The organism is Sphingosinicella sp. BN140058 (assembly GCF_004135585.1).
GTDB lineage: Bacteria > Pseudomonadota > Alphaproteobacteria > Sphingomonadales > Sphingomonadaceae > Allosphingosinicella.
Genome location: NZ_CP035501.1, coordinates 2,178,026 through 2,202,962 on the forward strand (window position 1 = coordinate 2,178,026; position 24,937 = coordinate 2,202,962).

The following is a 24,937-nucleotide window of genomic DNA, read 5'->3' on the forward strand; positions in this document are numbered from 1 at the left end:
GCGAGCACCCGGCCGCCATGGCCTGCGGCCCACCCGGCCGTTGACCATTGGCCGCTCGCTCGCCACATCAACGAACCCGATCGATTGGAACAGGTGCCAGGATGGCCGTCCCTAAGAGAAAAACTTCGCCCTCGAAGCGCAACATGCGTCGCAGCCACGATTCGCTGAAGCCGGTGAACTTCCAGGAATGCTCGAATTGCGGCGAGCTGCACCTTCCGCACAATCTGTGCACCGGCTGCGGCCATTATAACGGACGCGAAGTCCTGCCGGTCGAGGCCTAAGGCCGAAATCGGCGATTCAGGAGACGGCATCAGTGGTAAGCGCGCCACGGATCGCAATTGACGCGATGGGTGGCGATGTCGGACCCGCGGTCATGTGCGCGGGGGCCGCGCTCGCCCACAGCCGTCGCCCGGATCTGTCCTTCCTGATGTTCGGCGACGAATCCGCGATTCGCGCGGAACTTGCGGCGCATCCTGCGATCGCGGGCGTGACCGAGGTCGTCCATACGCCGGACACGATCTCGGCGGAGGACAAGCCCAGTCAGGCGATCCGCCGGACCAAGACGACATCGATGGGGCGCGCGATCGCGTCGGTGAAGGCGGGTGAGGCGCATGCCGCCGTTTCCGGCGGCAATACCGGCGCGCTGATGGCGATGGCCAAGCTCACCTTTCGGACGATGAAAGGGATCGACCGGCCCGCTCTGGCCGCCTTGTTGCCGACGCTCGGCGAGAACGATCTCGTCATGCTCGATCTCGGCGCCAACACCGAATCGGATGCCCGCAACCTCGTGCAGTTCGCGGTGATGGGCGCGGCTTACGCCCGGGTCGTGCTCGATCTCGACCATCCGCGCGTGCAGCTGCTCAACATCGGCACCGAGGAATTGAAGGGCACGGACGAGTTGAAGGAGGCCGCCGCGATCCTGCGCGAGGCCGACTATCTCGGCATGCGGTTCGAAGGCTTCATCGAAGGCGACAAGATTTCGCGCGGCAACGTCGACGTGGTCGTCACCGACGGCTTTTCCGGCAATATCGCTCTCAAGTCGCTCGAGGGAACGGCGCGGTTCGTGACTGATCTGCTCCGCCGCGCCTTCACGAGCTCGATCCGTTCCAAGATCGGGTTCCTGATCTCCCGGCCGGCGACCGAACTGCTGAAGCACCATCTCGACCCGAACAACCATAATGGTGCCGTCTTCCTCGGCCTCAACGGCCTGGTCGTGAAGAGCCATGGCAGCGCCAACGAAAAAGGCGTCGCCAACGCGATCCGAGTCGCGGCGCGGATGGTGCGCGAGGATCTGACCCGCAAGATCATCGAGGATCTCGACAACATTTCGGCACATCGTACGCAGCAGGCCGCCAAATGAGCCGGCGCTCGGTCATCATCGGCACCGGCTCCGCGCTGCCGCCGAGACGCGTCACCAACGCCGAACTCGCCGAACGAGTCGACACCAGCCACGATTGGATCGTCGAGCGCACCGGCATCCACGCGCGCCACATCGCCGGCGATGGCGAGACCACGGCGACCCTGGCGACCGACGCGGCCCGCAAGGCGCTGGACGCCGCCGGGATCACCGCCGACCAGATCGGCCTGATCGTGCTTGCGACCGCGACTCCGGACCAGACCTTTCCGGCGAGCGCGACCCGGGTACAGACGGCACTCGGCATCAACGATTGCATCGCCTTCGACGTCGCCGCCGTCTGCACCGGCTTTCTCTATGCCTTGTCGGTCGCCGACAACATGGTGAAGGGCGGGATGGCCGATTACGCGCTCGTGATCGGATCCGAGACGTTCAGCCGCCTCCTCGACTGGGAGGACCGCACGACCTGCGTGCTGTTCGGAGACGGTGCGGGCGCTCTCGTGCTCCAGGCGCAGAACACCGAGGATCGCGGCATTCTCGCCACCCGCCTCCACGCCGACGGACGGCACAACGATCTGCTCTACGTCGACGGCGGCGTGTCCACCACCGGCACCGTCGGCAAGCTTCGCATGAAGGGCAAGGAAGTGTTTCGGCATGCGGTGGTCAATCTCGCCGACGTCCTGAACGAGGTTCTGGAGGTGGCCGGACATACCCCGGACGAGGTCGACTGGGTGGTTCCGCATCAGGCCAACAAGCGGATACTCGACGCCACCGCCCGCAAGCTAGGCCTGGCGCCGGAGCGGGTGATCGTCACGGTCGATCAGCATGCCAACACGTCTGCGGCGTCGGTGCCGCTGGCACTCGACACCGCGGTTCGCGACGGCCGCATCAAACAGGGTGACCTGATCGTCCTCGAAGCGATGGGCGGCGGCTTCACCTGGGGGGCGGCTGTTGCCCGCTTTTGAGCCTCGCGCGCTGAATTCCGTGTGCTTTGTCGAAGTAAATGAACCGTTCGCAGCAAATGGTCAGCTTGCGAGGGCATCCTGCCGCATCGGCGGTTTGCAGATCTAAGCCTTTTGCACTATGCTTTTTCAACATTTTCTTCGGGGGAAGGGGAGGCCATGGCCGACGCAGGTATCATGAGACGCACCGAGGCCGGCACATTGACGAGGGCCGACCTGGCCGACGTCATCCATCGCGAAATCGGCCTGTCCCGCGCCGAATCGGCCGGCATCGTCGAGCGAATCCTCCATCACATGTGCCACGCCCTCTCGGACGGCCAGAATGTGAAGATCTCGGGCTTCGGCAGCTTCATCCTGCGCGACAAGGGTGAGCGGGTCGGCCGCAATCCCAAGACCGGCGTCGAAGTGCCGATCGCGCCGCGCCGGGTGCTTACCTTCCGCGCCAGTCAGATCATGCGCGAGCGTATCGCCCGGGCGGGCTGAGCGCGCGATGAGCGAAGCGCCCCGCAAGAGCGACCAAGCCTTTCGGACGATCGGCGAGCTCGCCGCCGATCTGGGCGTACCGCAGCACATCCTTCGTTATTGGGAGACCCGTTTCCCGCAGCTGCGCCCCCTGCAGCGCGCGGGCAACCGGCGCTATTACCGCCCGGCCGACGTGGCACTCGCCCACCGCATCCATCGCCTCCTCAACGAGGACGGCTATACGATCCGCGGCGTCCAGCAGCTGCTCGCGGGACGATCCGGGGATGGCGAGGAGGCGGTTGCGGCAACCGGCCCAACCCCCGCCAATCAGCAGGACGACGGCTTCCCCAATCAGGACCTGCTTGCGATTCGCCGGATGCTGGCGGACGCGCTGGAAGCGACCGCCTGAAGCGTCAGCGGACCGGATCAGCCCGGTTCATATCCCAGGCTGATACCGACAGCTCCGTACCAAGATCAGGCTCTCGTCCCTGCTTCGGAAACGGCCCCGCCCGCTCAATAACTGTCTTCGTCGGGACCGAGTTCGGGATCGAGGTCGCGCGGCCGGATGAACCGGTCGAGGTCTCCCATATCCCCCTCAATGGCGGCCCAGCGGTCGACTGCGAACGCAATCTCCGCCAGCGTGGCGGTGGGATATTTGATCGCCGCTTCGACGCGCAGCGCATTGTCGCGCGCCAGCAGCAGAACCAGGTCCTCGAGGCCGGGATTGTGCCCGACGAGCAGCAACCGGTCGACATTGTCATCGGTCTCGTGGATGATGTCGAGCAACGCGGCGGTGCCGGCAAGGTAGAGGCGCTCGTCATAAATCGTGCCGAGCCGCCCGAACGTCTGCTCGAGCTCGCCAAGCGTCTCCATCACCCGTTTGGCCGGAGACGCGACCACCCGATCGAAGCCGAGTCCCCGCGCCCGCATTTCTGCGCCCACAGTCCGTGCGGCGCGCCGTCCGCGCGGATTGAGCGGCCGATCGAAATCACGCGCAACCGGATCGTTCCAGGTCGATTTTGCGTGGCGCAGCAGCGTCAGCGTCTTCATTCGGCCCCTTCGGTTTGCCGCTGCGCCTGATGCCCGAAAGGATGATCGGAGGAAAGCAGCAACCGCACCCGATCGATCGCATCGGACAGGCTGAGCCGGCGGATCGTCACGCCGGGCGGGAACGCGGTGAGCAGCCGCGACGGCATTGCCGACGACAGCAGAACGAAAACCCCGCGATCCTCCCGGCGCCGGATCAGCCGGCCGAAGGCCTGGGCCAGGCGCGCACGGACGACACGATCGTCATAGGCGCTGCCGCCGCCGGCCGCCTTGCGCGCGGCGTGAAGCACGGTCGGCCGGGGCCACGGCACGCCTTCCATCACCACCAGGCGCAGGGAATGGCCGGGCACGTCGACGCCGTCGCGAAGCGCATCGGTGCCGAGCAGGGAGGCGCGCGGATCGTCGCGGAAGATGTCGACAAGGGTGCCGGTGTCGATCGGATCGACGTGCTGGGCGTAGAGCGGCAGACCGGCGCGGGCGAGCCGGTCGGCGATCCGCGCATGCACGGCCTTGAGCCGCTGGATGGCGGTGAACAGGCCGAGCGTGCCGCCCTCCGCAGCCTCGATCAAACGCCCATAGGCACCGGCGAGTTGGGCGACGTCGCCGCGCTTCAGATCGGTGACGATCAGCACTTCGCTGTTGGAAGCGTAATCGAACGGGCTCTCGGCGGCGAATCTCTGCACCGGCACCGGCAGGTGACAGGCGCCGGTGCGGGCATCGGCCGCTCCCCAATCCTCAGCGCCGCGCAGGGTGGCGGAGGTGACGACGACGCTGTGCGCCGGCTCGAGCACCGTCTTCGCCAGGGGCCGCGTGGGGTCGAGCCAGCGGCGATGCAGACCGATGTCGAATTCGCGCCCGTCGACGCGATCGACCGCGAGCCAGTCGACGAAATCCGGATCCGCCGGGCCGCCCAGGCGCGCGGCGAGCGCGATCCAGGATTGCAGCATCTGCGAACGCCAGGTGAGGCCGCCGATCGCGCCCTCGATGCGGGCACGTGCCTGCGCGTCGAGCCAATCGGGCGCATCTTCGAGCACCGCCTCCAGCCGCTTGGCGAGTGCCATGAGCGGCCGCAGCAGGGATTCCAGCGCTTCGACCGCCGGCGCCGCCGCTTCGACGATGTCCGCATCGAGCTCGGCGATCTCGGTCTCGATGGCATAGCCGGCATCCTGCGCGGTGGCGCGGGCATAAGCGGTCGCGCGGACGGCGGCGAGCAGCTTCTCGAGCGGACCGAAGGCCGTGCCTTCGGCGAGCCGGCCGAGCCAGCCGTCGCCCGGCAGAAGCCCCGCCGCCTCGATCGCATTCTGGAGAGCAAGGCCGCCGGCTTCGTCATAGGAGGCGACGTCTGTCAGACGTGCCGCCAATCCCCGCCGCCGGCCGCGCGACTTGCCCTCTGGGCCGATCAGCCACCGCCGGAGCTCGATCGTCTCCTGGCCGGTCAGCGCCGCAGCGAACGTCGAATCGGCCGCGTCGAACAGATGATGGCCCTCGTCGAACACCATTCGGGTCGGGGGATTGTCGCGCGCCCGTGCCGCATTGACCATCACCAGCGCGTGATTGGCGATGACGATATCGGCGTCCTGGCTGGCGCGGGCGGCACGTTCGATGAAGCATTTGCGGTAATGCGGGCAGCCCGCATAGACGCACTCGCCGCGGCGGTCGGTCAGCGCGGTCGATCCGGCGCGGCGGAACAAGGAGGTCAGCCAGCCGGGCAGATCGCCGCCGACCATGTCGCCGTCCTTGCTGTAGGCGGCCCAGCGGGCGACGAGCTGGGCGAGGATCGCGGCGCGGCCGGCAAAGCCGCCCTGGAGCGCATCCTCGAGATTGAGCAGGCAGAGGTAATTCTCGCGGCCCTTGCGGACGACGATCCTTTTCTGCCGCTCCTCCGCGTCGGGGAACAGGCGAAGGCCCTCGCGATCGAGCTGGCGCTGCAGCGCCTTGGTGTAGGTCGACACCCACACCGCGCCGTCGGCCTTCTCCGCCCAGACGGACGCCGGCGCGAGATAGCCGAGGGTCTTGCCGATCCCGGTCCCCGCCTCCGCCAGCAGCATGTTCGGCGCGCCCTCCGCCTTTCGCGGCGCGAAGGCGGCGGCGGCGGCGGCCGCATAATCGCGCTGGCCCTGGCGGACCTCAGCGGCGCTGCCGACCAGATCGGCGAGCCGCTCGACCGCCTCGATCTCGCTCACTCGCACTGCGCGCGGCTGCGGGCGGCCGGCATTTTCCTCCCATTCGGGGAGCCGCGAGAACAGCCATCGTTCGTCGCGCTCCGGCCGCTTCAGCACCTGCGCGATCGCCGGCGCCCACGACCAGCGCAGCTTCCAGAGCGCCTGCGCCGAAGCCCATGCCCCTTCCCGCTCAGGCCAATCGGCCGCCATCTGGGCCAGGAGGGACTCGGCCGCGCTGCGCAGCAGCGGCGCCGCGTCGGCGTCGCTCGCCGGCACCTCGAGGTCGAGCGCGGCGGCAATCCCCTTCGGGGTCGGCACGACGAAGCGGGCGGGATGAACGAACGCGAACAATTCGAGCAGATCGGCGCCGGACAGCTCCGGATAGCCGAGCCGCTGGCCGATCAACGGCGCGTTGAGCATGATCACCGGAGTCTCGGCGGCAATGGCGATCGCCTCGCCACGGCCGAGCCCGCGCACCTCGCCGTCCGGTGTCGCCAGCCAGATCCCGCCATGGGTGGCGTGAAGCGCCGGATAAGGGAGCGTGAGGCCCATGGTGTCTCTTAGACGATCTCGGAACGAAACGGCAACGCCGCGATGCGGATGTGGGGCGCAGAGGATGCCATGCAAGGCGCGCGCTGAATAAGGTCTGAAGGCGAATCCGGACTCGGGCTGATCGGGCCTTCGTCGCCGCCGGGGGAGTCACCGCCCTGGCGCAGTGGGAGCGTCAGCGGCCCCGGTCACCCCGCATTGTCGAACTTGCGGATCTCGACCGCGCCTTCGTCGAAGCCGTCGAGCAGGCGCGCATTGACGCCCATCTTGCCGAAATCCTCGCCGAGCGTCTCCCAGTGCGTGCCGCAGCCGCAGACCGGGCAATGGTGGATGCCGATCATCCGATCGCCCCAGACATAGGCCTTCGTCTCGCCGGTGATGCGCACGGCGTCCGGCGGATAATAAGCGACTCGCCAGGCGGTCCGCCGGCAGAGCGAGCAATTGCAGTCGGCCACCCATGTCGGCGGGCTCGGCACGTCGATGCGTACGTTGCCGCAGTGGCAGCTTCCCTGAACGCTCATCCGGATTTGTAATCGCCGGCGCGCGACGATTGCAAGCGGCGGCGATCCGGTGAGCGGGGCGATTGCTTTTCAGCTTCTCATCCTCCCCGCCAGCGAAGGGGCCCAATCCGTCTTGCGCGGACCGGGAGAAGCGACGAAGAAGCGGCACATGTCCCGCCGTGAAATCCCTGCCGCTGTGCGCGAAGCCGCGCTCGTCTCCAAGGCCTGGCCCTATGAGGAAGCGCGCAAGCTTCTGAAACGCTATCCGAACGGCCCGGACAAGGGCGAGATCGTGTTCGAGACGGGCTACGGTCCGTCGGGCCTGCCCCACCTCGGCACCTTCCAGGAGGTCGCGCGCACGTTGATGGTGCGCCATGCGCTCACCGAGATGGCGGACTGGCCGACGCGCCTGATCGCTTTTTCCGACGACATGGACGGCATGCGCAAGGTGCCGCCGGGCGTGCCGAACCAAGAAATGATGCTGGCCCATATCGACGAGCCGCTGTCGCGGGTGCCGGATCCCTATGGCTGCGACCATGCGAGCTACGCCGCGCACAACAATAACCTGCTGCGGGAATTCCTCGATCGGTTCGGCTTCGATTACGAATTCCTGTCCTCGTCCGATTGCTACGGCTCCGGCCGGTTCGACGCGGCGCTGCGCCAGGTGCTGCGCACCTATGACGAGATCATGGGGGTCATGCTGCCCACCCTGCGCGAGGAACGGCGCAAGACCTATTCGCCGGTGCTGCCGGTGAGCCGGATTTCCGGCAAGGTGCTGCAGGTGGCGATCGAGGTGATCGACGCCGAAGCCGGCCTCGTCCGCTACGTCGAGCCGGAGACGGGCGAGAGCGTCGATCAGTCGATCTTCGGCGGCGGGGCGAAATTGCAGTGGAAGGTCGACTGGGCGATGCGCTGGGCCGCGCTCGGCGTCGACTACGAAATGGCGGGCAAGGATCTGATCGACTCGGTCATCCAGAGCTCCAAGATCGCCCGGATCCTCGGCGCCCGGCCGCCGGAAGGCTTCAATTACGAGCTCTTCCTGGACGAAAATGGCGAGAAGATCTCGAAGACCAAGGGCAACGGCGTCACCATCGACGAGTGGCTGACCTACGCCCCCCCCGAGAGCCTGGCCTTCTACATCTACCGCGAGCCGAAAAAGGCCAAGCAATTGAGCTTCGGGGTCATCCCCAAGGCGGTGGACGAATATTATCAATTCCTCGCGGCTTATGCCGACCAGCCGATCGACAAGAAGCTCGGCAACCCGGTCCATCACATCCACGCCGGCGAGGTTCCCGGCGTGCGGCCTCCGGTGAGCTTCGCGCTGCTGCTCAATATCGCCAGCCTGCCCGGCGTCGGCAATCGCGAGACGATCTGGAGCTTCCTCCAGCGCTACAATCCGGGGCTCAGCGCGGAAGCGAACCCCGAGCTCGACCGGCTCGTCGGCTATGCCGTGGCCTATGGCAGCCGTTTCGTCGCGCCGTCGCTGCGGCGGCGGCCGCCGACCGCGCAGGAAGTGCCCGCGCTGCGGGAGCTCGACGCCCTGCTGGCGCAGGACGACGGCACCGGCCGCGCCGACGAGGACCCGGCGGCGGTGCTGCAGAACCATGTCTACGAGATCGGCAAGAGCCATTACGGCAAGGAAGGCCTGCGCGACTGGTTCAAGGTGCTGTACGAAACCCTGCTCGGCAGCGACCAGGGCCCGCGCATGGGCAGCTTCATCGCGCTTTACGGCGTCGAGAACAGCCGCCGGCTGATCGCCGAGGCGCTGGAAGCCGCCGGGGCCTGACGCTGAGGCCGATCAGGCCCTCGCTCGACGCAGGGCCACGGCTGCGATCTTCATTGCACATTCCTCCTCGAAGTTATCGAGCGGGATCGTGCGGGCCTGCAGGGCCGGACGGGAGTGCGACTCTGCGGAGACCGCGATCGCGTCGACGGATTGCGGAAAAGCGTGAGAACAACCCCGGGTGGCGCGGATTGATCGGCGAAGGGACAGCAGGAAGAGGCTTCGACCGGCACAGCCCGACCGGTGGTTCTGGCGATGGACGCTCGGTTTACCCTCACCCCGGCGCATTGCGACGCGGTCCCCTCCCCGAGCAAGCCCGGGGAGGGTTGGCGGAGATCACCCCTTGATGAAGGCCTCGAGCGCGGCGTGGGCTTCGTCGTCGGTGGTCTGGACCGGCGGGTGCTTGCAGAAATAGGCCGCCGCCGGGTGGATCGGGCCGGCGAAGCCGCGGTCCTTGGCGATCTTGGCGCAGCGGATCATGTCGATGGCGACGCCGGCCGAATTGGGGCTGTCCTCGACCGACAGGCGAAGCTCGATGTTCATCGGCACGCCGCCGAACAGCTGGCCTTCCATGCGCAGGAAGCACACCTTGTTGTCGTTCTGCCAGGCGACATAGTCGGAGGGTCCGACATGGATGTTCTCGTCGTCCAAGCGATGCTCGGCGACGGACTGCACCGCCTCCGTCTTCGACACCTTCTTCGAGGCGAGCCGCTTGCGGTTCGACATGTTGAGGAAGTCGGTGTTGCCGCCGGTGTTGAGCTGATAGGTGCGATCGAGCTTGACGCCGCGCTTGTGGAACAGATCGGTCAGCACGCGGTGGACGATGGTCGCGCCGAGCTGCGCCTTGATGTCGTCGCCGATGATCGGCACGCCGGCATCCTCGAACCGCTTCGCCCAGCCTTCGTTGGACGCGATGAACACCGGGATGTTGTTGACGAAGGCGACGCCGGCTTCGAGCGCGCATTCGGCGTAGAATTCGGTCGCCTCCTGGCTGCCCACCGGCAGATAGTTCATCAGCACGTCGGTGTTGGTTTCCTTGAGCCGGCGAACGATGTCCGCCTTGTCCGGCTCGGCCGCGTCGGCGACGAGGAAGGTGCGGTCATCCGGCGCATCGGCCATGTGATCGGAGAAGCCGTCGAGGACGCGGCCCATCTCGACGATCGTGCCCGAAGCGGGCACGTGATCGCAGAAGATGGCGGTGCAGTTCGGCTTTTCGAAGATCGCCTCGGCGACATCGCGGCCGACCTTGCGGCGATCGATGTCCCAAGCGGCGACGATCTTGATGTCCTTGGGACGGTAACCGCCAAGGTCCCAATGCATGAGACCGATCTGCTCGTTGGCGCCGCCATTCTGATAATGGGCGATGCCCTGAACGAGCGAGCTGGCACAATTGCCGATGCCGATGACGGCGACGTTGATCGCCTTGGGATCATGGAGGCTCATCAGGCGACCGCCTTGCGCTGCTGGGCGGGGGCGTAGCGCTCGATCATGCGGGCGCAAAAATCAGCGAAATACATCGGATCCTTCGGTGGGCTGGTGTGGTGGGGCGCGAGCCCCTCGGATTCAGGGGTGAAGCAGAAGGTGACGGTGGTCTCGAACTCCTCGAGCGCCGCCATCTGCCGATCGAACCAGGCCTCCCAGCCGGGGCGGTAGCTGTCCGCCCAGCTCAGGCCGGTTCGCAAATGGGTGACACCAAGCCGCTTCAGCCAGGCGACAGCGTCGTCCAGCCGAGGATCCTCGAAGTGGAACCACTGCATGATGCCCATCGCGGGGGTGTGCGCCCGAAAGTGATCGAGTGCAAGCTTCGGAGTGCCGTCTTCGCGGATCAACCCCATGTAGAAATGGCGATAATAGCTCGATCCTTCGGCTTCCTTGTGGCGCGTGGTCGCGCCCCAGGCCTGCGGAAGATCGTAGAGCGAATACCAGAAGACGCGCGGCACCCGGCCGACGAGCAGCTCGGCGGTGCGATCGACTCCGAACACCTGGACTTCCTCGGCACCGAAGCTGCCGACTCCGACCTCGGTCGCCCAGATTTCATGGTTCGGAGCGACCGCCTCGATCTCGGCGATCTTCTGCGGCCAATCGTTGATCGGCCACAGATTCCAGTCGAGCGGAAAGCCGTGCACGGCGATCACGTCGAGGTGATCGAGCACGCCAAAGCCCTTGAGCTTCTCGATGAAGAAGGGATCGATCGGCGAGATTCCGCCGAGCACCCTCTTGATCGCCGGATTGACCGCGTGGATCGCCTTGGCGGCCTCGATCACGGTCGTCCCGAACTGGCTCCAATCTGGGTCAATCTCCGGATCCCAATGCGATTTGTTATTGGGCTCGTTCCAGATCATTGCCGCTTCGATGGACAAAATTCACCCTTTCATTGGATAGACCGCCCCCGGACCGTACGCTGCATAGGGCATTTCGCTGCGGCGGCAAATGTAGACCTCGTCCTCGGCGCGAGTCTCGATCGTGAACCCGGCGGAGCGCAGCATCGCCTCCGCGCAAGCGCGGTTCGGAACCCACCAATTGGTCCAGTCATGGGCATATTCGCGCTCGACGAAATGGAGCTTGGGATAGCCGCTTTCGTCGAAGATGTCGGTCTGCTCGAACGGATAGTCGCCCTCGAGCGGCGTGACGTCGTCCGAGCCGCGCTGCATTGACTGGAAGATCAGCATGTCGCCGGCGACATGTTCGTGGATGAGATCGAGCGCGAGCAAGGGGTGGCGCAGGTGGTAGAGCACCCCCATGAAGATGACGACATCGAACGTCTCGCCGAGCGCGCCGACGTCGTAGACCGAGAGCTTGCGGAACTCGATATTGTCGTAGCCGAGCGTGGCCGCGGCGAAGCGCGCCTGGGCGAGATAGCGATCGTCGCTGTCGACGCCGACGACGCGCTCGGCCCCGCGGCGCTTCATCTCCATCGAGTAGAAGCCGGCATTGCAGCCGATGTCGAGCACGGTCTTGCCGGTGAGATCGGTCGGCAGATGCGGCGCGAAGCGCCGGAACTTGTCGCCGGGATAATCGCCCAGGAAATGATCGGGCGCGGTCCAGACGCCGCCGAGATCGATATTGTGGAACCAGGGCCCGAGCGCGTCGATGCGTGCGCGGAGGTCGCTTTCGTCCGGAGCGATGCTTCTTGCGGCCAGGTTCATTGGTAGAGCCTTTCGTTCACGGTCATGATTCGGGCGCCCCAGCTGCCCAGGGCGAGCCGGGAAACGGAGGCGGTGTCGACGTCGAAGCGCAGCATGTTGTCGAGCGACAGCCCGAGATAATGCGCAATCGCGCCGCGGATGATGTCGCAATGACTGACGCAGGCGATGGTCTGGCCGGCATGATCGGCAGCGAGAGCGGCGAGGGCGGCCGTGGCTCTCGCCACCGCCGCCGCCATGCTCTCGCCGTTCGGCGGGCGCGCGGTGGAGCGCGACTCGTTCCATTCGGTCCACACCGGATCGCCCTCCAGCGCGCTGAAGCTGCGCCCGGTCCAATCCCCGAAATCGACCTCGTCGAGATCGTCGATGACGCCGACCTTCAGCTCGTGCGGTTCGGCGATCTCGCGGGCGGTATAATAAGCCCGCTCGCGCGGTGACGCATAGACCGCGGCGATCGGTTCGACGCCGAGCAGATCGCCGACGATTCGCGCCTGATCGAGCCCTTCGCGGCTGAGCGCGACGTCCCGGCGCCGACCGGTCAGCAGATTGCCGAGTTCGACGTGCGCGGCATGGCGGATGAGGAGGATCGTCGCCGTCACGCGGGGATCGGTACCGACATGAAACAAATTCGCATGGGCGCCCAACCGACTTCGGGAAAAGCGGTTCCCCGCGGAGCCGCGCGAGCGACATGACACGCGCCGCACGCAGCAACAATTGATCTGGATCAAGTTGCGCAGAGCGCGTGTTTGCACGTTCTATTTTCACGAAGACTCACGGAACAACCGCGTTCTTTGCGGATACGGAACAAAGCTTCGTTGCCCGTGTTCTGGGGAGGAAGAAGAAGAAGCATCACCAACGGGGATTGCTCGCGGCCGCGAGCTTTGTTCCCTTCCAAGCTACGGGGGTCGCATTTGCCGGAACGTATTCTCATCACCGGCGGCGCTGGTTTCATCGGACGCGCCGTCACCAAGGAACTCCAGCAACGCGGGCATGAAGTTCGGATCCTCGACAGCCTGATCGAGCAGGTCCACGGCGACCGCGAACGGCCGGAGGATCTTTCTCCGGATGTCGAACTGATCCGCGCCGACGTGCGCAACGGCGATGCCGTCACCAAGGCGCTGAAGGGGATCGACAGCGTCGTCCACCTCGCCGCCGAAGTGGGCGTCGGCCAGTCCATGTATGCGGTCGAGCGCTACACGTCGGTCAACGACGTCGGCACTGCCGTTCTCTTCGAGAAGCTGATCGACAATCCGGTGCGGCGGGTGGTCACCGCGTCGTCGATGAGCATCTACGGCGAAGGCCTGTATGTCGACCAGGACGGCGAGACCGTTCAGGAAACCAAGCGCCAGCCGCGCACCGACGAGTCGCAGGGCTGGGATCCGGTCGACGCCCAGGGCCGGCCGCTGAAACCGATCGCGACTCCGGAATGGAAGCGCCCCGACCTCGCCTCGATCTACGCGCTCAACAAATATGTGCAGGAGCGCACCACCCTGATCATGGCCGAGGCCTATGGAATGGAAGGCGTCTGCCTGCGCCTGTTCAACGTCTACGGCCCGGGCCAGGCGCTCTCCAATCCCTATACCGGCGTGCTCGCGATCTTCGCCTCCCGCCTTCTCAACGGCCAGCAGCCGATGATCTTCGAGGATGGCGAGCAGCGCCGCGACTTCGTCTATGTCGGCGACGTCGCCCGCGCCTTCGCCGACTCGCTCGAACTCCCGCAGGCGGTGGGACAGACGTTCAACGTCGGCTCCGGCCACGACCGCTCGGTCACCGAAGTCGCCCAGGAACTGGCCCGGGCGATGGGCAAGAACGACATCTCGCCGCAGATCGTCGGCAAATCGCGGATCGGCGACATCCGCCACTGCTTCTGCGACGGCAGCAAGAGCGCCGACGTGCTCGGCTTCCGGGCGCGCAAGGATTTCCAGGAAGGCCTCGCCGAGCTTGCCGAGTGGGTTGCCGTGCAGACCGCCGACGACCGCGTCGAGCAGGCCCGGGCGGAGCTCGAGGCGCGGGGCCTCGTCGCATGAGCCGCGAGGATCCCGCCGGCCGCAGCGACGGCCGCCCTGTCCTGGTGACGGGCGGCGCAGGCTTCATCGGCTGCAACATCGCCAATCGCCTGGCCGAACTCGGCCACGACGTGATCGTCTATGACGCGCTGTCGCGCCCCGGCGTGGAAGGCAACCTCGCCTGGCTGAAGGAACGCCACGGCGAGCAGATCCAGCCGGTGATCGCCGACATCCGCGACGAGGACGAACTCGCCCGCGCCGCGCGCGAGGCCAAGGCCGTGTTCCACATGGCGGCGCAGGTCGCGGTAACGACCAGCATGGTCGATCCGCGCGAGGATTTCGAGATCAACATCCGCGGCACGCTCAACCTGCTCGACGCGGTGCGGCTGAAGAATGACGGCACGCCGGTGATCTTCGCTTCGACCAACAAGGTCTATGGCGATCTCGGCGACATCGATTTCCACCTCGACGGAGCGCGCTACGTGCCGGGCGACCGCGCCGTCGCCGATTACGGTATCGGCGAGAGCCGGCCGCTCGATTTCCACACGCCCTATGGCTGCTCCAAGGGGGCGGCCGACCAATATGTGCTCGATTACGCCCGCAGCTTCGGCCTGCGCAGCGCAGTGGTGCGGATGAGCTGCATCTACGGCATGCGCCAGATGGGCACCGAGGACCAGGGTTGGGTCGCCCACTTCCTGATCCGCGCGCTCGAAGGCAAGCCGATCACCCTCTATGGCGACGGCCACCAGGTCCGCGACATCCTCGACGTGTCGAACGCGGTCGATGCCTATCTCAAGGCCTGGGAGCGGATCGACCGGATCCAGGGCCGCGCCTTCAACCTCGGCGGCGGACCGCAGAATTCGGTGTCGCTGCGCGAGCTGCTCGGCCACATTTCGACCCTGATCGAGCGCGAAGTCGCGGTCGAATATTCCGATTGGCGCGCGGGCGACCAGCGCTACTTCGTCGCCGACACGCGCGCGATCCGCGCCGCGCTGGACCTCGCGCCGGCGGTGCCGTGGAAGCAGGGGGTGAGCCTGCTCGCCGAATGGCTGCGCGAAACCCGCGCACCGACGCCCGAGTTCATCGCCTCCGCCACGGGCGTGGTGCCGGCCGGTGCGGCGTCGTGAGCCGCGCTTCCAGCCTCGCCACGGGCGTGCCGGCCCGCAGCCCCCGGATCCTCGTCACCGCCGACGCGGTCGGCGGCGTCTGGCAATATAGCAACGAGCTCGCCGCCGGTCTGTCGCGGCTCGGCATCGAGACGATCCTGGCGGTAATGGGCCCGGCGCCGTCCGATGCGCAGCGCGAGGCCGCGGCGGCCATTCCCGGAGTCACCGTGATCGAGACCGGGCTCGCGCTCGATTGGCTGGCCGAGGATGGCCGGGCGCTCCGCGACGCCGGAGATTCGATTCGCGAACTCGGCGCCGAGCACAAGGCCGACGTCATCCATCTCAACACGCCGGCACTCGCCGCCCAGACCAAATTCGGTGCGCCGGTCGTCGCCGTCCAGCACAGCTGCGTCGCGAGCTGGTGGGAGGCGGTGCAGGGCAGCGAAATGCCGGACGACTTTGCCTGGCGGACGAAGCTGGTCCGCGCCGGCCTCCATGCCGCCGATGCGGTCGTCACCCCGACGGCGGCGTTCGGCGAAGCGACGCGACGCCTCTACGCCCTCACGCAAGCGCCGCGCACCGTGCACAACGGCCGCACGCCGCTGCCGGTCACCGAAGGCGCGCCGCACGATTTCGTGTTCACCGCCGGGCGGCTTTGGGACGAAGGCAAGAACGTCCGCACGATCGACGCCGCCGCCGCCGGCATCGGCGTTCCCGTCCATGCCGCCGGGCCGCTCAAGGGACCGAACGGCGCCGAAGTGATGTTCGACAACATCCACTGCCTGGGCACCCTGTCGGAAGCGGAGATCGCACGCTGGCTGGCGGCGCGGCCGGTGTTCGTCTCGTCGGCTCTGTACGAGCCGTTCGGCCTCAGCGTGCTGGAGGCCGCCGCCGCCGGCTGCGCCCTGATCCTGTCCGACATCCCCACGTTTCGCGAGCTCTGGAAGGACGTCGCCATCTTCGTGCCGGCGCGTGACGAAGGCGGCTTCACCCGCGCCATCGCCGATCTGGTCGGCGACGATTTCGAGCGCACGGTGATGGGGCGGGCGGCGCGCGAACGCGCCAAGAGGTTCAGCGCCGACGCGATGGCGGCGCAGATGGCTTCGCTCTACCGCAGCCTGCTCCCTGCGATCCAGCGGCCGGTGCTCGCCTCCGCCCGCGCGGCGGCGTGAGGGGACGGCCAATGAAGATCGTCTACTTCACCCATTCGCTCGCCTCGTGCTGGAACCATGGCAACGCCCATTTCCTGCGCGGCGTGCTGCGCGAACTGATCGCCCGCGGCCACGAGGTCGTCGCCTACGAGCCCGAGGGCGCCTGGAGCCTCGACAATCTGCTTGCCGATCATGGCGAGTCGGGGCTCGCCGCCTATCGGGAAAACTATCCCGACCTTGGCTCGCAGGCGTTCGGCGCGGGCACGGACCTCGCAAGCCTGGTCGACGGCGCCGATGCGGTCATCGTCCACGAGTGGAACGCGCCGGAGCTGGTCGCCGAGATCGGTCGGCTGCGCGCCGCCGGCGGCCGCTTCACCCTGCTGTTCCACGACACCCATCACCGCGCGGTCTCCGACCCGGAGGCGATCCGCGCCTTCGATCTTTCCGGCTATGACGGCGTGCTCGCCTTTGGCGAGACCCTGGCGGAGGTCTATCGGCGCTGGGGCTGGCAGGGCCGCGTGTTCGTCTGGCACGAGGCCGCCGACATCCGCCTGTTCCACCCGCCGGAAGAGGAGGGCGAACGCGCCGGCCTGGTCTGGATCGGCAATTGGGGCGACGGCGAGCGGACCCGCGAGATCGAGGATTTCCTGCTCGCCCCCGCCCGCACCACCGGCCTCTCCCTCGACATATACGGCGTCCGCTATCCGGCCGAGGCGCTCGCTCTGCTCGAGCGTTACGGAGTCCGGTACCGCGGCTGGCTGCCCAATGCCCGGGCGCCGGAGATCTTCGCCGGCCATCTCGCCACCGTGCACGTGCCGCGGCGCTTCTATTCGACCATCCTGCCCGGCATTCCGACGATCCGGGTCTTCGAGGCGCTCGCCTGCGGCATTCCGTTGCTGTCGGCGCCGTGGGAGGACAGCGAAGGTCTGTTCAGGCCCGGCCGGGATTTCCTTTATGCCCGCTCAGGCCAGGAAATGGCCCGGCGCCTGCGCGACGTCAGCGAGGATGCGGACCTGCGCCGCTCGCTCGTCGCCAGCGGGCTGGAGACGATCCGCGCCCGCCACACCTGCGGCCACCGCGCCGACGAACTGCTCGCCATCCTCGCCACGATCGAGGCGCGCCCTGCCGCGCCCGCTGCCATGAGTCTGACCGCATGAAGATCGCCTTTTACGGCTCCAGCCTGCTTTCCTCCTACTGGAACGGCGCCGCGACCTATTATCGCGGCCTGCTCCGCGACCTTGCCGGCCGCGGCTACCAGATCACCTTCTACGAGCCCGATGCCTTCGACCGCCAGCAGCATCGCGACATCGATCCGCCGGAATGGGCGCGGTCGGTGGTCTACGACGCCACGCCGGAAGGGCTACGGAGCGTGCTCGAGGAGGCCAGGGCCGCCGACATCGTCGTCAAGGCGAACGGCGTCGGCGTGTTCGACACCGAATTGCTGGAGGGCATCGTCGCCCACAGCCGTGCCGATGCGCTGCGGATCTTCTGGGACGTCGACGCCGCCGCCACCCTGGAAGAGATGCGGGCCGACGAAAGCCACGTCGTACGCCGCACCCTCCCCGAACTCGACATGGTGCTGACCTATGGCGGCGGCCCGCCGGTGGTCTCCGCCTATGAGGGCTTCGGCGCGCGCCGCTGCGTGCCGATCTACAATGCGCTCGATCCGACGACCCACCATCCTACCGAGGCCGATCCGGCCTTCGCCGCGGATCTCGCCTTTCTCGGCAACCGCCTGCCCGACCGCGAGGCGCGGGTGGAGGAATTCTTCCTGCGCGCCGCCACCGCCTTGCCCGAGCGGCGCTTTCTGATCGGCGGCAACGGCTGGGATTCGAAGCCGATGCCGGACAATGTCCGCCATCTCGGCCACGTCTACACCCACCAGCATAATGCGTTCAACTGCACCCCGCTGGCGGTGCTCAACGTCGCCCGCGACAGCATGGCCGATGTCGGCTTCTCGCCGGCCACCCGCGTGTTCGAAGCGGCCGGGGCCGCCGCCTGCCTGATCACCGACGCCTGGGAAGGGATCGAGCAATTCCTCGCCCCCGACAGCGAAGTGCTGGTCGCCCGCGACGGCCAGGACGTTGCCGATCATGTCGCCGGGCTCACTCCGGAACGCGCCCGCGCGACCGGCGAGGCAGCGCTGAAGCGCGTGCTTGCCGAGCACACCTACAGCCACCGCGGCGAGCAGGTCGACGCGCTCTGGCGCACCCTGCTCCAGCCGGAACGGAGTGCCGCCTGATGCGCCTCGTCGTCCTCGGCCTCAGCCTGTCGTCGAGCTGGGGCAACGGCCACGCCACCACCTTCCGCGCGCTGCTCAAGGCCTTCGCCGCGCGCGGGCACGACATCCTGTTCCTGGAACGCGACGTGCCCTGGTACGCATCGAACCGCGACGTCACCGATCCCGAGTATTGCGCGCTCCGTTATTACGCCGATCTGGCGGCGCTCGAGACCTGGCGCGACGTGATCGCCGAAGCCGATGCGGTGATCGTCGGCTCCTACGTGCCAGACGGCGTCGCGGTCGGCCGCTTCGTCCAGGCGCATGCGCGCGGAGTCACCGCTTTCTACGACATCGACACGCCGGTGACGCTCGCCAAGCTCGCGCGCGGCGATTTCGAATATCTCTCGCCCGAGATCATCCCGGGCTACGACGTCTATCTGTCGTTCACCGGCGGCCCGACCCTGCGGCACATCGAGCAGACCTATCGCTCGCCGGCGGCACGAGCGCTCTATTGCTCGGTCGATCCGGATGCCTATCCGCCTCTGGATGTGCCGAAGACGTGGGATCTCTCCTATCTGGGCACCTACAGCCCGGACCGGCAGCCGACGCTCGAGCGCCTGCTGATCGAACCGGCGCGGCGTTTGCCGGAGCGGCGCTTCGTGGTCGCCGGGCCGCAATATCCCGCCGACATCGACTGGCCGGGCAACGTCGAGCGGATCGAGCATCTGCCCCCGGCCGAGCACCCGGCTTTCTATTCGGCCTCACGGTACACACTCAACGTCACCCGGGCGGACATGATCGCCGCCGGCTGGTCGCCGTCGGTGCGGCTGTTCGAGGCGGCGGCGTCGGCGGTGCCGATCGTCTCCGACCGCTGGGAAGGGCTGGACCAACTGTTCGCACCCGAGCGCGAGATCGTTCTCGCGGATACGAGCGACGAGGTCGTCGACCTGCTGTCGAAGACCGATGCGGCCGCGGCGGCGAAGATGGGCCATGCCGCCCGCGCCCGCGTCCTCCACGGCCACACCGCCGCCGATCGCGCCGCCGAGCTCGAAACCTATCTGGAAGAGGCCTTTGCCACATCGCAGCCGGAGCTGGTCGGGGCAGAATGACCGGCCGAAACCGCGATCGTTGCAGAGGTGAACCAAATACGGATCGCGGTGTTTAGCTAAGTAGTTGTCGACGTTGAAGATCATGATAAGCTGACGATAAGAGGGAGCGGCGCGTGAAAAATGGAAAGAACAAGACGGCATTGGTGACGGGCGGCGCCGGCTTCATCGGCTCCCATCTCATCGATTCGCTGCTCGCCGAGGGCGCGAACGTCGTCTGTCTCGACAGTCTGCTGACCGGACGCCCGCAAAACCTGCGCCACCTCGAACGCGAGGCCCGTTTCGACTTCGTCCAGGGCGACGTGATCGACGACCTGCCCGGATCGGTGAAGCGGACCCAGTTCACCCACATCTACAATCTCGCCTGCGCGGCCTCGCCGCCCCATTACCAGGCTGATCCCGAGCATACGATGCTGACCAACGTGCTCGGCACTCGCAATCTGCTCCGCCTCGCCGAGGAGAAGAATGCGCGCTTCCTGCTCACCTCGACCAGCGAGGTCTATGGCGACCCCGAGGTGCATCCGCAGCCCGAGGGCTATCGCGGCTGGGTCAGCTGCACCGGCCCGCGCGCCTGCTATGACGAGGGCAAGCGCGCCGCGGAAACCCTGACCTTCGACTATCAGCGCCTCGGCCGCGCCGACGTCCGCGTCGCCCGCATCTTCAACACCTATGGACCGCGCATGCGGCCCGACGACGGCCGCGTCGTTTCCAACGTGATCTGCCAGGCTTTGTCCGGCGAGAACGTCACCATCTACGGCGACGGTTCGCAGACGCGCAGCTTCTGCTACGTTTCCGATCTCGTCGACGGATTGATGCGGCTGATGGACAGCGACGTCGTCGACGAGCCGGTTAACCTCGGCAATCCGGTCGAGCTTACCGTCTCGGATCTGGTCGACCGCGTGCTGACGCTGACCGGATCGAAGGCGGAGGTAATCAACCTGCCGCTGCCGGTCGACGATCCCCGCCGCCGCAAGCCCAATATCGACCGTGCCAAGGCGCGGCTCGGCTGGGAACCTAAAGTGCCGCTGCAGCAGGGCCTGGAGGCGACCGCCGCCTGGTTCGCCGAGGAGCAGAAAGCGACCCGATCGGCCGAGCGCCACGCCACCAACGACCTGTTCGTCGGGGTCGCCGCCGAATAGGGCCGGACTCCTTCATCCTGTCGACGAGCCCCTCCCCGTGCGGAGGGGCTTTTCATTTGGCGAACAGATTGTCCGGATCGGCCATCGCCTTGATCTCGATCGCGTTGCCGGACGGATCGAGGAAGAACATCGTCGCCTGCTCGCCGGGCGCGCCCTGGAAGCGGATGGTGGGCGGGATGACGAAATCGACGCCGGCTGCTTGCAGCCGATCCGCCAGATTCCGCCACGCCGCCATGTCGAGCACCGCGCCGAAATGCGGCACCGGCACGTCATGGCCGTCGACCGGATTGTGGTGGGGGCGAGGCGCTGCGTCGGGCGACAGATGAGCGACGATCTGATGGCCGTAGAAATCGAAGTCGATCCATTCCGCGGCGCTTCGTCCCTCCGGACAGCCGAGCAGGCCGCCGTAGAAAGCGCGCGCTGCGTCGAGATCGTGGACGGGAAAGGCGAGATGGAATGGGGGAAGCGCCATGCCGGTTCTTTACCCCGGGTGGCGTCGCCGACCAAGGCTCGGCTTTTCTCCGCCCGCCGACTTCGGCATGGAGAGAGCATGATTTTCCTCGCTGCTTCCGCATGAAGAAGAATTTGGTCGCCCTCGTTGCCGGGATCGTCGGCGCCTGCGGCTTCGCGCCGCTGGGGGCTTGGCCGCTGACGCTTGCTGCTTTTGCCCTGCTGCTCTGGCTGGTCGCCGACGCGCCGCGGATGCGCAGCGCGCTGACGCGCGGCTGGTGGTTCGGGGTCGGCCATTTCACCCTTGGCCTGAACTGGATTGCCACCGCCTTCACCTATCAGGCGGCAATGCCGGCGTGGCTCGGCTGGGTCGCAGTGGTTCTGCTGTCGCTGTACCTCGCAGTCTATCCGGCGATGGCGACCGGACTCGCCTGGCGCTGGGGCGCGGCGCGCCCGGACCAGCCGGCCGGGCGCAGCACCCTGCGCCTGGTGCTGATCTTCGCCGCGGCCTGGATCGTGACCGAATGGCTGCGCGCGACCCTGTTCACCGGCTTCGCCTGGAACCCGCTCGGAGTCGCCCTGCTGCCGACGCCGGCGTCATGGACCGCGCAATGGATCGGCACCTACGGCCTGTCGGGCTTCGCCGCCCTGCTTGCCGGCGCCCTGCTGATCCTCTGGCGACGGGAATGGCGGCCGGCGGCCGGGCTGGTCGGCGCGGTCGCCGTCGCGTCGGGCCTTGCCGCCCTCGCCAGCCGGCCGCCCGAGGGCGCGGCCCGCGTCGCGCTGCGCATCGTCCAGCCCAATATCGGCCAGCAGGACAAATGGGAGGAAGGGTTCGAGGACCAGAATATGGCGCGCCTCGAGCAGATGTCGGCGGCCTCGCCGGCCGAGCCGCGGCTGCTGCTCTGGCCCGAGGCCGCGATCACCCGGCCGCTCGAGAACGAACTCGCCTATCTGCCCCTGCAGCGGGAAACGGCCTTGCTGCGGCGCGAGGTCGGCGCGCTGCTGCGACCCGGCGATTTGCTGCTGACCGGCGGCATTACCTGGCGCTCGGCGACCGGCGAAGAGCTGACCAGCGCCACCAACAGCGTGTTCGCGATCGGCGCGGGCGGCCGCATTCTCGCCCGCTACGACAAGGCGCATCTCGTCCCTTATGGCGAATATCTGCCGATGCGTCCGATCCTGTCCGCGATAGGCCTGTCGCGTCTCGCGCCCGGCGACGTCGATTTCGATCCGGGGCCGGGCCCCCGCACGCTCGATCTGCCGCTGATCGGCAAGGCGGGCTTTCAGCTCTGCTACGAGATCATCTTCTCGGGCGAAGTTGTCGATCGGGCGAATCGTCCCGCCTTCCTGTTCAACCCGTCAAACGATGCCTGGTTCGGCGCCTGGGGCCCGCCCCAGCATCTCGCCCAGGCACGGCTGCGCGCGCTGGAGGAAGGACTTCCGATCCTGCGCTCGACCCCGACCGGGATCAGCGCGGTGATCGATGCCGAAGGGCGGCTGCTCGCCAGCCTGCCCTGGCGCGAGCGCGGGGTGATCGATTCCCGTCTGCCGCTGCCCAAGCCGCCGACTCCGTTCGCGCGGCTCGGCAACGTCCTGCCGCTCGCCTTCGCGCTGCTGCTGGCGGCGCTTGGCCTGCTGCTTTCGCGGCGAGCGCGGACCATTGCGAAGCGGGCGGAGACGCGCTAGGGAGCGGCCGCATATAAGGATATCTTTATATCCGCAATTCCATCCAGCAAAGCTCTCACGAGGAAGGCCGGTTCTCTCCCATGCGCAGCAACTATCTCTTCACGTCCGAGTCGGTGTCCGAAGGCCATCCGGACAAGGTCGCCGACCAGATTTCGGACGCGATCGTCGATCTCTTCCTGTCGAAGGATCCCGAAGCGCGCATCGCCTGCGAGACGCTGACCACCACCCAGCTTGTCGTCCTCGCCGGCGAGATCCGCTGCAAGGGCGTCTACGAGAATGACGCCTGGGTCGACGGCGCCCAGGACGAGATCGAGCGCACGGTGCGCGAGACAGTGAAGCGGATCGGCTACGAGCAGGACGGCTTCCACTGGGAGAAGTTCACCTTCCACAACAATCTCCACGGCCAGTCCGCGCACATCGCGCAGGGCGTCGACGCCAGCGGCAACAAGGACGAGGGTGCCGGCGACCAGGGCATCATGTTCGGCTTCGCCTGCGACGAGACTCCGGACCTGATGCCGGCGACGCTCTATTACAGCCACAAGATCCTCGAGCGCATGGCCGCCGACCGTCACTCCGGCGCGGCGCCGTTCCTGGAGCCCGACGCCAAGAGCCAGGTCACCCTGCGCTTCGAGAATGGCGAGCCGGTCGCCGCGACCGCGATCGTCGTCTCGACCCAGCACGGCAAGGGCTACGACCAGGGCGAGAACGAGGCCGAGCTCAAGGCCTATGTGAAGAAGGTCGTCGCCGAGATCCTTCCCGCGGCGCTGCTTTCGGACGAGACCGTCTACCACATCAATCCGACCGGCAGCTTCGAGATCGGCGGTCCCGACGGCGATGCCGGCCTCACCGGCCGCAAGATCATCGTCGACACCTATGGCGGCGCGGCGCCGCATGGCGGCGGCGCTTTTTCCGGCAAGGACCCGACCAAGGTCGATCGCTCGGCCGCCTACATCTCACGCTATCTCGCCAAGAACATCGTCGCGGCCGGCCTCGCCCGCCGCTGCACGATCCAGCTCGCTTATGCGATCGGCGTGTCCGAGCCGCTGTCGCTCTACGTCGACACGCATGGCACCGGCACGGTCGGCGATGCCGAGATCGAAAAGGCGATCATGAGCATCTCGGAGCTCGGCGGCCTCACCCCGCGCGGCATCCGCACCCATCTCGGCCTCAACAAGCCGATTTACGCCCGCACCGCCGCCTATGGGCATTTCGGTCGCAAGCCCGAGGGCGACTTCTTCCCCTGGGAGAAGACCGACCTCGCTGACAGGCTGAAGGCAGCCCTCTGATCCAATCTAGCCCCTCCCCTCGGGGGGAGGGGCTTGTTATGGGCGGCGCGTGAACGATCCCGCCACCATCCGCCGCCTCTACGGGCGCCGCTCCGGCCACAAGCTTCGTCAGGGCCAAGCCGCCTTGCTCGAGGAGTTGCTGCCCGCGATCAGCGTGCCCGAAGACGGGCCGCTCGACTCCGCCAGTCTGTTCGGCAGCGACCGGCCGCTCCATTTCGAAATCGGCTTCGGCTCGGGCGAGCATCTCGCCTACCGCGCCGACCTCCTCCCCGACCATGCCTTCATCGGCGCCGAGCCGTTCCTCAACGGGGTCGTCGGCGCGCTGACCCACATCCGCGACAAGCATCTGACCAATGTGCGGCTGCACATGGGCGATGCCCTGGAGGTGCTCGAGCGCCTGCCTGACGGCGCGCTGAGCTTCGTCTACCTGCTCCATCCCGATCCCTGGCCCAAGGCGCGCCATGCCAAGCGGCGGATGCTCAACCACGGCCCGCTCGACCTGGTCGCCGCCAAGCTGAAGCCGGGCGGCGAGTTCCGCCTCGGCACCGATGATCCGACCTATTGCCGCTGGTCGATGATGGTGATGAACCAGCGCCGCGACTTTCAGTGGCTGGCCGAAAGCGCCAGGGATTTCCTCACCCGGCCCGGCGGCTGGCCGGAGACCCGGTATGAGGCCAAGGCGCGGCGCAAAGGCCACGAAGTCTGGTATTTCCGCTACCGCCGGGTCTGAGAGCCCAGGCGGGGAATCGTCGATGACGATCTTCGCGGTGATCTGTTGAAGATAGCATTGAGCCGCAACTCTGCGCGCTCCAGCCGGACTG

General features: G+C 67.1%; 24 protein-coding genes. 16 read left to right on the top strand and 8 right to left on the bottom strand.

Annotation, left to right across the window (positions count from 1 at the left end):
- The first annotated feature begins 101 nt into the window (after positions 1-101).
- The 5 genes from rpmF (at position 102) to ETR14_RS09815 (ending at position 3,187) form a co-directional block, all read left to right on the top strand.
- Positions 102-281, top strand: a complete 180-nt coding sequence (gene rpmF / locus ETR14_RS09795) for a 50S ribosomal protein L32 (protein ID WP_106515793.1) — start codon at positions 102-104, stop codon at positions 279-281.
- 32 nt (positions 282-313) lie between these two features.
- Positions 314-1,360 (top strand): phosphate acyltransferase PlsX, encoded by a 1,047-nt coding sequence (gene plsX, locus ETR14_RS09800; RefSeq protein ID WP_129384431.1) that lies wholly within the window; start codon positions 314-316, stop codon positions 1,358-1,360.
- Positions 1,357-2,319 carry a beta-ketoacyl-ACP synthase III gene (locus tag ETR14_RS09805; protein WP_129384432.1) on the top strand — a complete coding sequence of 321 codons (963 nt, stop codon included), beginning with the start codon at positions 1,357-1,359 and terminating at the stop codon, positions 2,317-2,319. Before plsX ends, ETR14_RS09805 begins: the two co-directional genes overlap by 4 nt.
- A gap of 174 nt (positions 2,320-2,493) precedes the next feature.
- Positions 2,494-2,799 carry an integration host factor subunit alpha gene (locus ETR14_RS09810; RefSeq protein ID WP_106515883.1) on the top strand — a complete coding sequence of 102 codons (306 nt, stop codon included), beginning with the start codon at positions 2,494-2,496 and terminating at the stop codon, positions 2,797-2,799.
- Positions 2,800-2,806: 7 nt separating this feature from the next.
- Positions 2,807-3,187, top strand: coding sequence for a MerR family transcriptional regulator (locus tag ETR14_RS09815; RefSeq protein WP_129384433.1), 381 nt, complete (start codon positions 2,807-2,809; stop codon positions 3,185-3,187).
- 104 nt (positions 3,188-3,291) lie between these two features.
- Here the strand turns inward: ETR14_RS09815 and ETR14_RS09820 are convergent, their stop codons facing one another.
- The 3 genes from ETR14_RS09820 to ETR14_RS09830 form a co-directional block, all read right to left on the bottom strand.
- Positions 3,292-3,828, bottom strand: coding sequence for a histidine phosphatase family protein (locus ETR14_RS09820; protein WP_129384434.1), 537 nt, complete (start codon positions 3,826-3,828; stop codon positions 3,292-3,294).
- Positions 3,825-6,539 (bottom strand): ATP-dependent DNA helicase, encoded by a 2,715-nt coding sequence (locus tag ETR14_RS09825; protein ID WP_129384435.1) that lies wholly within the window; start codon positions 6,537-6,539, stop codon positions 3,825-3,827. Before ETR14_RS09825 ends, ETR14_RS09820 begins: the two co-directional genes overlap by 4 nt.
- A 185-nt stretch (positions 6,540-6,724) precedes the next feature.
- Complete coding sequence (locus ETR14_RS09830) at positions 6,725-7,057, bottom strand: GFA family protein (protein ID WP_129384436.1); 333 nt, start codon at positions 7,055-7,057, stop codon at positions 6,725-6,727.
- Positions 7,058-7,205: 148 nt separating this feature from the next.
- Between ETR14_RS09830 and ETR14_RS09835 the strand changes: the two genes are divergently transcribed.
- Positions 7,206-8,822 carry a lysine--tRNA ligase gene (locus ETR14_RS09835; RefSeq protein WP_129384437.1) on the top strand — a complete coding sequence of 539 codons (1,617 nt, stop codon included), beginning with the start codon at positions 7,206-7,208 and terminating at the stop codon, positions 8,820-8,822.
- A gap of 333 nt (positions 8,823-9,155) precedes the next feature.
- Here the strand turns inward: ETR14_RS09835 and ETR14_RS09840 are convergent, their stop codons facing one another.
- Genes ETR14_RS09840 through ETR14_RS09855 form a run of 4 tightly spaced genes read right to left on the bottom strand, consistent with a single transcriptional unit; the run spans position 9,156 to position 12,561 of the window.
- Positions 9,156-10,262 (bottom strand): inositol-3-phosphate synthase, encoded by a 1,107-nt coding sequence (locus tag ETR14_RS09840; protein WP_129384438.1) that lies wholly within the window; start codon positions 10,260-10,262, stop codon positions 9,156-9,158.
- Complete coding sequence (locus tag ETR14_RS09845; protein ID WP_129384439.1) at positions 10,262-11,161, bottom strand: beta-xylosidase; 900 nt, start codon at positions 11,159-11,161, stop codon at positions 10,262-10,264. Before ETR14_RS09845 ends, ETR14_RS09840 begins: the two co-directional genes overlap by 1 nt.
- Positions 11,162-11,182: 21 nt before the next feature.
- Positions 11,183-11,965, bottom strand: a complete 783-nt coding sequence (locus ETR14_RS09850; RefSeq protein WP_129384440.1) for a TIGR04290 family methyltransferase — start codon at positions 11,963-11,965, stop codon at positions 11,183-11,185.
- Positions 11,962-12,561 carry a histidine phosphatase family protein gene (locus ETR14_RS09855; protein ID WP_129384441.1) on the bottom strand — a complete coding sequence of 200 codons (600 nt, stop codon included), beginning with the start codon at positions 12,559-12,561 and terminating at the stop codon, positions 11,962-11,964. The genes ETR14_RS09850 and ETR14_RS09855 overlap by 4 nt, the downstream gene beginning before the upstream one ends.
- 312 nt (positions 12,562-12,873) lie before the next feature.
- Between ETR14_RS09855 and ETR14_RS09860 the strand changes: the two genes are divergently transcribed.
- The 7 genes from ETR14_RS09860 to ETR14_RS09890 all read left to right on the top strand — a co-directional run bounded on the left by ETR14_RS09860 (position 12,874) and on the right by ETR14_RS09890 (position 20,691).
- On the top strand, positions 12,874-13,989 hold the full coding sequence (locus ETR14_RS09860) for an NAD(P)-dependent oxidoreductase (RefSeq protein WP_129384442.1): 1,116 nt from the start codon (positions 12,874-12,876) through the stop codon (positions 13,987-13,989).
- A complete protein-coding gene (locus ETR14_RS09865) occupies positions 13,986-15,095 on the top strand; it encodes an SDR family NAD(P)-dependent oxidoreductase (RefSeq protein ID WP_129384443.1) in 1,110 nt (369 codons plus the stop codon). Before ETR14_RS09860 ends, ETR14_RS09865 begins: the two co-directional genes overlap by 4 nt.
- Positions 15,092-16,246 (top strand): glycosyltransferase family 4 protein, encoded by a 1,155-nt coding sequence (locus tag ETR14_RS09870; protein ID WP_243455842.1) that lies wholly within the window; start codon positions 15,092-15,094, stop codon positions 16,244-16,246. Before ETR14_RS09865 ends, ETR14_RS09870 begins: the two co-directional genes overlap by 4 nt.
- A gap of 11 nt (positions 16,247-16,257) precedes the next feature.
- On the top strand, positions 16,258-17,382 hold the full coding sequence (locus tag ETR14_RS09875; RefSeq protein WP_129384445.1) for a glycosyltransferase: 1,125 nt from the start codon (positions 16,258-16,260) through the stop codon (positions 17,380-17,382).
- Positions 17,379-18,467 (top strand): glycosyltransferase, encoded by a 1,089-nt coding sequence (locus ETR14_RS09880; protein ID WP_129384446.1) that lies wholly within the window; start codon positions 17,379-17,381, stop codon positions 18,465-18,467. The genes ETR14_RS09875 and ETR14_RS09880 overlap by 4 nt, the downstream gene beginning before the upstream one ends.
- Positions 18,467-19,555, top strand: a complete 1,089-nt coding sequence (locus tag ETR14_RS09885) for a glycosyltransferase (protein WP_129384447.1) — start codon at positions 18,467-18,469, stop codon at positions 19,553-19,555. Before ETR14_RS09880 ends, ETR14_RS09885 begins: the two co-directional genes overlap by 1 nt.
- A gap of 113 nt (positions 19,556-19,668) precedes the next feature.
- Positions 19,669-20,691 (top strand): UDP-glucuronic acid decarboxylase family protein, encoded by a 1,023-nt coding sequence (locus tag ETR14_RS09890; RefSeq protein ID WP_129384448.1) that lies wholly within the window; start codon positions 19,669-19,671, stop codon positions 20,689-20,691.
- Between the two features lie 52 nt (positions 20,692-20,743).
- Here the strand turns inward: ETR14_RS09890 and ETR14_RS09895 are convergent, their stop codons facing one another.
- The gene (locus tag ETR14_RS09895) at positions 20,744-21,163 is read right to left on the bottom strand and encodes a VOC family protein (RefSeq protein WP_129384449.1); all 420 of its coding nucleotides are present in this window, start codon (positions 21,161-21,163) and stop codon (positions 20,744-20,746) included.
- Positions 21,164-21,264: 101 nt separating this feature from the next.
- Here ETR14_RS09895 and lnt point away from each other — a divergent pair, with 101 nt between their 5' ends.
- The 3 genes from lnt (at position 21,265) to trmB (ending at position 24,846) form a co-directional block, all read left to right on the top strand.
- A complete protein-coding gene (lnt, locus tag ETR14_RS09900) occupies positions 21,265-22,830 on the top strand; it encodes an apolipoprotein N-acyltransferase (RefSeq protein ID WP_129384450.1) in 1,566 nt (521 codons plus the stop codon).
- An 80-nt stretch (positions 22,831-22,910) separates the two neighbouring features.
- Positions 22,911-24,116 (top strand): methionine adenosyltransferase, encoded by a 1,206-nt coding sequence (gene metK, locus ETR14_RS09905; RefSeq protein WP_129384451.1) that lies wholly within the window; start codon positions 22,911-22,913, stop codon positions 24,114-24,116.
- A gap of 49 nt (positions 24,117-24,165) precedes the next feature.
- Positions 24,166-24,846, top strand: a complete 681-nt coding sequence (gene trmB / locus ETR14_RS09910) for a tRNA (guanosine(46)-N7)-methyltransferase TrmB (protein ID WP_129384452.1) — start codon at positions 24,166-24,168, stop codon at positions 24,844-24,846.
- Positions 24,847-24,937 lie beyond the last annotated feature (91 nt).